The organism is Vibrio sp. 10N.222.49.C12, assembly GCF_041475025.1.
Classification (GTDB): domain Bacteria; phylum Pseudomonadota; class Gammaproteobacteria; order Enterobacterales; family Vibrionaceae; genus Vibrio; species Vibrio crassostreae_C.
In genome coordinates, this window is record NZ_JBFRVF010000091.1 from 32399 (window position 1) to 39904 (window position 7506).

Genomic DNA, 7506 nt, shown 5'->3' on the forward strand with positions numbered 1-7506 from the left:
AACGTAATTTTCTGGCTTCATTAAAACAATATTTTGCTTTCACGAATAGAAAGATAGAAGCTTACAAAAGCGATGAAAGGTGGTAATTTTCGTCGCCTAGAATTCAGTAATATGGAACTCAATAATGCACTCTACATGGCAACCGGCCGCAACCATTAAACAGTTAAAGCAACGTGCTGATATCCTTAATCAAATTCGTCAGTTCTTTGCTGAGCGAAACGTGATGGAAGTGGATACGCCTGCGATGAGCCACGCCACGGTGACGGACGTGCATTTGCATACTTTCAAAACTGAATTCGTAGGGCCGGGTTATGCGCACGGTCAGCCACTGTTCTTTATGACTAGCCCTGAGTTTCATATGAAACGTCTATTAGCGGCGGGCAGTGGCTGTATCTACCAAATTTGTAAATCTTTCCGTAACGAAGAGAATGGCCGTTATCACAACCCTGAGTTCACCATGTTGGAGTGGTATCGCGTTGGCTTTGATCATCATGACCTGATGGATGAAATGGATTTGCTGTTACAGCAGGTACTTAAATCGGGCTCAGCAGAGCGAATGACTTACCAACAAGCCTTTATTGACGTGTTAGGTGTGTGTCCCCTGGAAGATTCGATGGCTACGCTAAAGCAAGCCGCAGCAAAACTTGGGCTCAGCGATATAGCTGACCCTGAAGAAGATCGTGATACCTTGCTGCAGTTGCTGTTTAGTATTGGGGTTGAAGCCAAAATAGGGCAACAAGTCCCTGCGTTTGTTTATGACTTTCCGGCTTCACAAGCTGCATTAGCCAAGATTAACCCTGAGGACCCGCGAGTGGCGGATCGCTTTGAGGTGTACTTTAAAGGGATTGAATTGGCAAACGGCTTCCATGAATTAGATAAGCCACAAGAGCAGCTCAAGCGCTTTGAAGATGACAATGCCAAACGTATTGAGATGGGCTTATCGCCTCAACCGATTGACCATCACTTGATTGAGGCATTAAAAGCGGGCTTACCAGACTGTGCGGGTGTTGCGTTAGGTATTGATCGTCTGATCATGCTGGCGTTAGGTTATGACCACATCGATGACGTGACGGCTTTTCCGTTCCCGCGCTCTTAGCTCTCTATTCAGTTAGTCTTACTTACTGTTTGGCTAACTGACCAGAATCCCAGTGCCACTATCTTACTAGGATACCAGTGCCAATAACGGCAACAATGGCACCGATCCAAGCGTAGGCATTTGGTCTCTGTTTGGTGTACAGCCAAAGTATTGGTAACAACATGATTGGTGTGGTTGAAGATAACAGAGCAACCATGCCGACATTGCCTTCCTGAAGCGCATACAAGATCAGCGTCATTCCCACCGCCATCGCTAAAAATCCGTTCACTGCGGTAATCGCAAATATTTGACCATTCATCGGGTTGATTGCGCGTGAGAGCTTAGCGCCAGTTAGACGAAATGCGGAGTGAGCAACAAAAGCGGTAATCATACGAATCGCTGAAGCGGCAACAGGGTCTATGCTGGTTTGCATCACGGGTTTTGCAATAATACCGCCCAAGGCTTGGCAAATCGCAGCTGTAATTCCGAGAGCTACACCAATCCACACGGTGCCCTTGATGGTTTCGAGTTGGTTGTTGGCTTGTCCTCGACGACCAAAGAATATCGCGGTTAATACACCACTGAACACCAAAGCCGAGCCAATCAGCTCAACCGAAGTCATACTTTCGCTAAATAGGAAGTAACCAAGAATTGCCGAGAACACGGCGTGACAAGAGAACAGCAAACCTGCTTGGCGCGGTCCCATTCTGTTCAAACAGGCAAATAGGGCGGTATCACCAATGAAGATGCCAATTAGCCCAGACAGCATCATCGGCGTGACTAGGTCTGCTTCGACCGTTGACCAGCCACCAGTAAACCAAGCCATGCTCGATAAGATGATAGCAGTGCAACCCATGCGCCAACGGCTATAGGCGAAAGAACCTAAGTGTTGAGCAGGCTTTACTGACATCAGGCTCGCGATAGCCCAAAGAAAAGCGGCAGCAAGAGCCAGCCATTCGAATCCCATTGAAGTGTACGTCCGTGTCAAAATGTAGAAGTGGGGGATTCAATATGCACTAAACCTTCCAGATAGCAAAGACGTGATTACTATCTGGAAGGGCATTAGTAGGGATTAACGTGCTAGGTGATGATAAACAGGGCGAGGTAAACCATCAGCAAGCCCACAATACCTAAGATGATGCCCATCTTCGCCATGTCTTTGCTTTCGATAAGCCCGGTCGAGTAGGCCAGTGAGTTTGGTGGTGTCGATACGGGCAGAATCATGCCAAGTGACGCAGAGAAGGCGACCACAACCAGCAAGCCTTGCAGACCACCAATCGCAACTAGGCTTTCCATGGAAGCACCAATTGCAGCGGCTATCGGCATCAGCAAGTTGGCCGTCGCAGTGTTTGACATGAAGTTCGCCATTAACCAACACACGATAGACAATGTCAGTACCACAGCTGCAGGTGACAGCGATTCATAGTCAATTGCGTGTGCGAGTGCAGCGGCTAAGCCTGTTTTATCTAAGCCAATACCAATCGCAATACCACCTGCGACCAGCCACAACACATCCCAGTTAATCAGCTTGAGCTCTTCTTTACCCATGATGCCAGTGAGCGTAAACACAGCCAATGGAATGATAGACACGACATAGGTGTTCATGCCATGCAGTTTGGTGGTCATCCACAATAAGATTGTCGCAGCGAAGGTGATGTAAACCACAATCGCTCGCCAGCTCTTTCTAAATTGTCCATCGAGCTTGAGCACCATGTTTCTTTCTTTAGAAGGGAAGAGTTTTTGTAGAAGAAACCAAGCGATGGTGAGTTGGATGATCACAAAGGGTAAGCCCATCATCATCCAGCTGAGGAAGTCGATGGTATTTTCACCCGTTAGGTATTGCAGCGCGATGGCATTGGGCGGTGTACCGATTGGGGTTGCGATACCGCCAGTATTGGCAGCAATTGGAATACACAACACGAGCGCTTTGATACCCATATCGCCTTTTGGGGCAGATGCCACGATAGGGCCGAGCAGCGCAAGCATCATTACCGTCGTTGCGGTATTTGACATGAACATTGAGAACACGGCGGTGATCAGCATTAAGCCGAGCATAATGAAGCGCGGTTCTGTACCAAATGGTTTAAGTAGCACTCGAGCTAGGTTGTTATCGAGTTCGTACTTGGATGCGGATATCGCAAGAGCAAAGCCACCCATGAAAAGGATGATGATTGGTGATGAAAATGCACCGAAGATGTCGGTATATTTGATTAACTCACCGAGATCGTGCCCCGCTGGTGGATTTCTAAACAGGTGTAAACCTTTGTCAGATATCATCACCAGTTCAAGCGCAATGATCAAAATGGAAGTGGCGAATACCGGAACAGGTTCAAGCACCCACAGCAGGGCTGCTAATAAGAATATCGCCAACAGGCGGTGTTGAATCAGCGTGAGATCATCGATTGGTATTGAATCTATCGGCATGAATAACACGCCTAAGGGAATCGCAAAACAAATCAACAGCTTGACCAGAACGCCAACATTGAGTTTAGGCATGTACAAAGACCCTATAAATAAAATATCTTCAAATAGAGTAAGTTATCTGGATTTCTGGTACTTGGAGACGGGTTGGAAAATCAAAAAGTTGTTTAAGGTTTCGACAGTTGTTTTGTTTTTGGTCAATCTTTTATCTGGGCAATTAGAGACAAGAGTGAGAAGCATCAGGTGGCTGGGCAGGGTTTGAAAGATTGAGTTGTTAGAGCTTGAGTAGCAAATGAATCGGTAGAGCTAAGAAAAAGGCGCGTTCTTCTCTGAAATAGAAAAAGTAACGCGCCTTGAAAGCTTAAATGAGTTAACTCAAATTGTTAAGCTTGGTCAGTGTTCTCAGCAGAATCGGTAACAACATCGTCATTTGCTTGCGCTTCTTTGCCAGCAATGTGCGCGAAAGGTGTACCAAGAACCGTTTTCTCGCCATTTTGCATAGTGTCGTCAAACTTGATCGCATCTTTAGCGAACAGGTTGATAACGGTTGAACCAAGCTTAAAGCGGCCCATCTCTTCGCCTTTCTTCAAGATGATTGCTTTGTCACCTTGTGCAGGGTAATCCCATTTGTAAACCGAGTTACCACGAGGTGGGGTGATGGTACCTGCCCATACTTGCTCGATGCTACCTACGATCGTTGCGCCAACCAGCACTTGTGCCATTGGGCCAAATTCCGTATCGAAGATACAAACGACACGCTCATTACGTGCGAATAGGTTTGGAACGTTTTCTGCCGTTAACGGGTTAACTGAGAAAAGGTCACCTGGAACGTAGATCATCTGGCGCAGTGTGCCGTCGCATGGCATGTGCACGCGGTGGTAATCACTTGGAGACAGGTAAAGCGTTGCGAATTCACCGTCTTTAAATTCATCCGCTAGCGCAGCATCACCACCCAATAGCTCGCGAGCTGAGTAGTTATGGCCTTTCGCTTGAATCAGTTGACCGTCAGTAATTGGGCCAAATTGGCTCACACGTGCATCTGCAGGGTGAACAATAACAGATTCACCTTCGGCGATAGGGCGCATGCCTTCTTTCAATTCACGCACGAAGAATTCATTGAATGTTTTAAAGTGTTTTGGATCGCTATGCAGAGCTTCATCCATGTTCACTTTGTATTGCTTGATGAACCAGTTGATGATCGCTGTCGTTAAGCCGCCCGCTTTTGCAGACGCAAGTTTGCCGACTAGGCGAGTCAGTCCATGTTGTGGAATCCAGTACTGCAATCCAACTTTAATCTTATCCATTGTATTAATTTTCCAATGCTAATTGTTTTTCAATTAAATCTGTTGATGACGGTTTAGGGCGCGAGATGTTACTTAAATTCGCGCCAATTGTCAGTAAATGCACACATTTGTTCACAAAAACGCGATTAGAGATCGGCTTTTTTGTTGCGTGAATACTGACGGTTATCTTTGTTACTCGCCATGCTTTCAATGATGCGGTGGTAGTTGTCGAAACGTAATCGACTGATCTTGCCGTTTTCTACTGCTTCGCGCAGGATACAACCAGGGTCATCGTTGTGTTTACAGTCGCGGAATTTACAACCGCCAAGGTAAGGCTTGAACTCGATGAAGGCTTCAGTGATTTCATCGGCTTCTAAGTGCCATAGGCCGAATTCACGAACTCCTGGTGAATCAATCAGATCACCACCAGAAGGGAAGTGGTATAAACGGGCTGCCGTGGTGGTATGCTGGCCAAGACCTGAGTTCTCAGAGACTTCACCTTCTTCAATGTCTAGCGTAGGCATTAATGCATTCACTAGGCTTGATTTACCCACACCCGATTGACCAACAAAGATGTTGATACGGTCTTTGAGTTCAGCTTCCAGCTCTTTGATGCCGTAGCCAGACTCTTTACTCACGAACATCACTTTATAGCCGATCTTCTCGTACTCTTTAAGTGTTTCACGGTATTCAGCAATCTGCTCATTAGTCAGTAGATCGACCTTGTTCAGTACAACAAGCGGCGCGATGTTTACCGTTTCTGAAGCAATTAGGTAACGGTCGATAATATTAAGTGATAGCTCTGGTAGCACAGCCGATACGATAACCATTTGGTCGACGTTCGCAGCTACTGGCTTTAGGCCATCGTAGTAATCAGGGCGAGTCAGCATTGAAGTTCTCGGCTCAACCGCTTCCACAACGCCAGAAATACCGGCCATTGATTCTAAGCCTGCGCGCCAAGTCACTCGGTCACCAGAAACTAAAGTCTCGATACTACGGCGTAAGTTACAACGATGAACTTCGTTAGTTTCAAGATCTTCGATATCAGCATGTTGGCCAAAGCGCGTAATCACGAGTCCGCTTTTGGTTCCGCCAAGCATGTTCTCATCCCATTGGATAGAATCTTCTTTCTTGAGTCGCTTGTTCTGGTTGCTACGTACACGACGTACTTGACCTTTGGTTAACTTCTTTTTTTTAGCCACAATTTTTCACTTAACACATCTAACTTGATGATTGGGGACTCAAACAGGATGTTGCTGGTACCACGTGATTTCGATGGTCCTAAAGCTAGTTTGAGTATAGTTATTTGGGTATAGTACCTCTTTTACACATAAACAAATAGGCGACGCCTTATGTCCTTTAGCGATCAGAACCTTATTTGGGTTGATCTAGAGATGACAGGACTTGATCCTGAAACTCATAAAATCATTGAAATTGCTACTATCGTTACTGATAGTGAGCTTAACATCCTGGCTGAAGGACCTGTTTTGGCTATTCACCAACCTCAGAGTGAATTGGACAAGATGGATGAGTGGTGCACAACGACTCACACTGGCAGCGGCCTCGTGAAGCGAATTCAAGAAAGCACGGTTTCAGAGCAAGATGCCATCCAACAAACGATTGAGTTTCTTGAAAAATGGGTACCAAAAGGTAAGTCACCAATTTGTGGCAACAGCATTGGTCAAGACCGCCGTTTCCTATACAAGCACATGCCAGAGTTAGAAGAGTACTTCCACTACCGCTATGTTGACGTAAGCACTCTGAAAGAGCTGACTCGTCGTTGGAAACCTGAAGTGTTAGATGGTTTTTCTAAGTCGGGAAGTCACCTTGCGTTAGACGATATTCGAGAGTCGATCGCCGAGCTGCAGTACTACCGAAAAACGATTATTAACATCTAGTCGAATAAAATGATCACGTTTATCTAACTTTTCAGGGACATAAGAGCCGTTTTTTTTGCAAATCTGTGTGCTTTTACAGCAGTTGAGTAAAAAGTTTCGTAATTTTGCATTAAGGACTTGCATCACAAAAAAATGCTCTTATAATTCGCAGCCCTGAACGGCGAAAGACGTTTTCAGATTGCGATACTAGCTCAGTTGGTAGAGCGCAACCTTGCCAAGGTTGAGGTCATCGGTTCGAACCCGATGTATCGCTCCAATTTGTAGGTTACGGCGAAAGCGGTAATCGAAAGGTGAAAGACCTTTTATAATGCGATACTAGCTCAGTTGGTAGAGCGCAACCTTGCCAAGGTTGAGGTCATCGGTTCGAACCCGATGTATCGCTCCAAATTCTTCTCTTTTAGAGAAAAGAGTCATTGACTTAAACAATGCATCCGGACGCGGGATGGAGCAGTTTGGTAGCTCGTCGGGCTCATAACCCGAAGGTCGTCGGTTCAAATCCGGCTCCCGCAACCACATTACAGTTAAGCGCTATCTGTTGCCCAAGGCAGTAAGAGCAGCGATTAACTAATGCGATACTAGCTCAGTTGGTAGAGCGCAACCTTGCCAAGGTTGAGGTCATCGGTTCGAACCCGATGTATCGCTCCAATTTAAGCCTCATTGTCTTAAACAATGCATCCGGACGCGGGATGGAGCAGTTTGGTAGCTCGTCGGGCTCATAACCCGAAGGTCGTCGGTTCAAATCCGGCTCCCGCAACCACATTACAGTTAAGCGCTATCTGTTGCCCAAGGCAGTAAGAGCAGCGATTAACTAATGCGATACTAGCTCAGT

At 46.3% G+C, this 7506-nt stretch carries 6 protein-coding genes and 5 tRNA genes; 7 read left to right on the top strand and 4 right to left on the bottom strand.

The genetic code is table 11. The features are described from left to right. Nucleotides 1-124: 124 nt before the first annotated feature. Complete coding sequence (gene epmA / locus AB4583_RS20115) at nucleotides 125-1096, top strand: elongation factor P--(R)-beta-lysine ligase (RefSeq protein WP_102332661.1); 972 nt, start codon at nucleotides 125-127, stop codon at nucleotides 1094-1096. Between the two features lie 58 nt (nucleotides 1097-1154). Here the strand turns inward: epmA and AB4583_RS20120 are convergent, their stop codons facing one another. The 4 genes from AB4583_RS20120 to rsgA all read right to left on the bottom strand — a co-directional run bounded on the left by AB4583_RS20120 (nucleotide 1155) and on the right by rsgA (nucleotide 5981). Beyond that, entirely contained in the window at nucleotides 1155-2042 is an 888-nt protein-coding gene (locus tag AB4583_RS20120) for a DMT family transporter (protein WP_017063171.1), read from the bottom strand. Between the two features lie 113 nt (nucleotides 2043-2155). Further along, entirely contained in the window at nucleotides 2156-3571 is a 1416-nt protein-coding gene (locus AB4583_RS20125) for a DASS family sodium-coupled anion symporter (protein WP_017061303.1), read from the bottom strand. A 308-nt stretch (nucleotides 3572-3879) separates the two neighbouring features. Continuing rightward, on the bottom strand, nucleotides 3880-4800 hold the full coding sequence (gene asd, locus AB4583_RS20130) for an archaetidylserine decarboxylase (RefSeq protein ID WP_017063172.1): 921 nt from the start codon (nucleotides 4798-4800) through the stop codon (nucleotides 3880-3882). A gap of 125 nt (nucleotides 4801-4925) precedes the next feature. After that, the gene (rsgA, locus tag AB4583_RS20135; RefSeq protein WP_372119072.1) at nucleotides 4926-5981 is read right to left on the bottom strand and encodes a small ribosomal subunit biogenesis GTPase RsgA; all 1056 of its coding nucleotides are present in this window, start codon (nucleotides 5979-5981) and stop codon (nucleotides 4926-4928) included. A gap of 150 nt (nucleotides 5982-6131) precedes the next feature. Here rsgA and orn point away from each other — a divergent pair, with 150 nt between their 5' ends. The 6 genes from orn (at nucleotide 6132) to AB4583_RS20165 (ending at nucleotide 7434) form a co-directional block, all read left to right on the top strand. Continuing rightward, nucleotides 6132-6677 carry an oligoribonuclease gene (gene orn, locus AB4583_RS20140; RefSeq protein ID WP_010434065.1) on the top strand — a complete coding sequence of 182 codons (546 nt, stop codon included), beginning with the start codon at nucleotides 6132-6134 and terminating at the stop codon, nucleotides 6675-6677. Between the two features lie 180 nt (nucleotides 6678-6857). Continuing rightward, nucleotides 6858-6933, top strand: a tRNA-Gly gene (locus tag AB4583_RS20145). 53 nt (nucleotides 6934-6986) lie between these two features. Continuing rightward, nucleotides 6987-7062, top strand: a tRNA-Gly gene (locus AB4583_RS20150). 51 nt (nucleotides 7063-7113) lie between these two features. Beyond that, nucleotides 7114-7190: transfer RNA gene (locus tag AB4583_RS20155), tRNA-Met, on the top strand. Nucleotides 7191-7246: 56 nt separating this feature from the next. Further along, nucleotides 7247-7322: transfer RNA gene (locus AB4583_RS20160), tRNA-Gly, on the top strand. Nucleotides 7323-7357: 35 nt separating this feature from the next. After that, nucleotides 7358-7434 (top strand) — tRNA-Met (locus AB4583_RS20165). Nucleotides 7435-7506 lie beyond the last annotated feature (72 nt).

What these genes read in the sequence shown, in the direction of transcription:
- orn (WP_010434065.1), top strand. Translation starts at nt 6,132, where the DNA reads ATGTCCTTTAGCGATCAGAACCTTATTTGGGTTGATCTAGAGATGACA.
- epmA (WP_102332661.1), top strand. Translation starts at nt 125, where the DNA reads ATGCACTCTACATGGCAACCGGCCGCAACCATTAAACAGTTAAAGCAA.
- asd (WP_017063172.1), bottom strand. Translation starts at nt 4,800, where the DNA reads ATGGATAAGATTAAAGTTGGATTGCAGTACTGGATTCCACAACATGGA.
- AB4583_RS20125 (WP_017061303.1), bottom strand. Translation starts at nt 3,571, where the DNA reads ATGCCTAAACTCAATGTTGGCGTTCTGGTCAAGCTGTTGATTTGTTTT.
- AB4583_RS20120 (WP_017063171.1), bottom strand. Translation starts at nt 2,042, where the DNA reads ATGGGATTCGAATGGCTGGCTCTTGCTGCCGCTTTTCTTTGGGCTATC.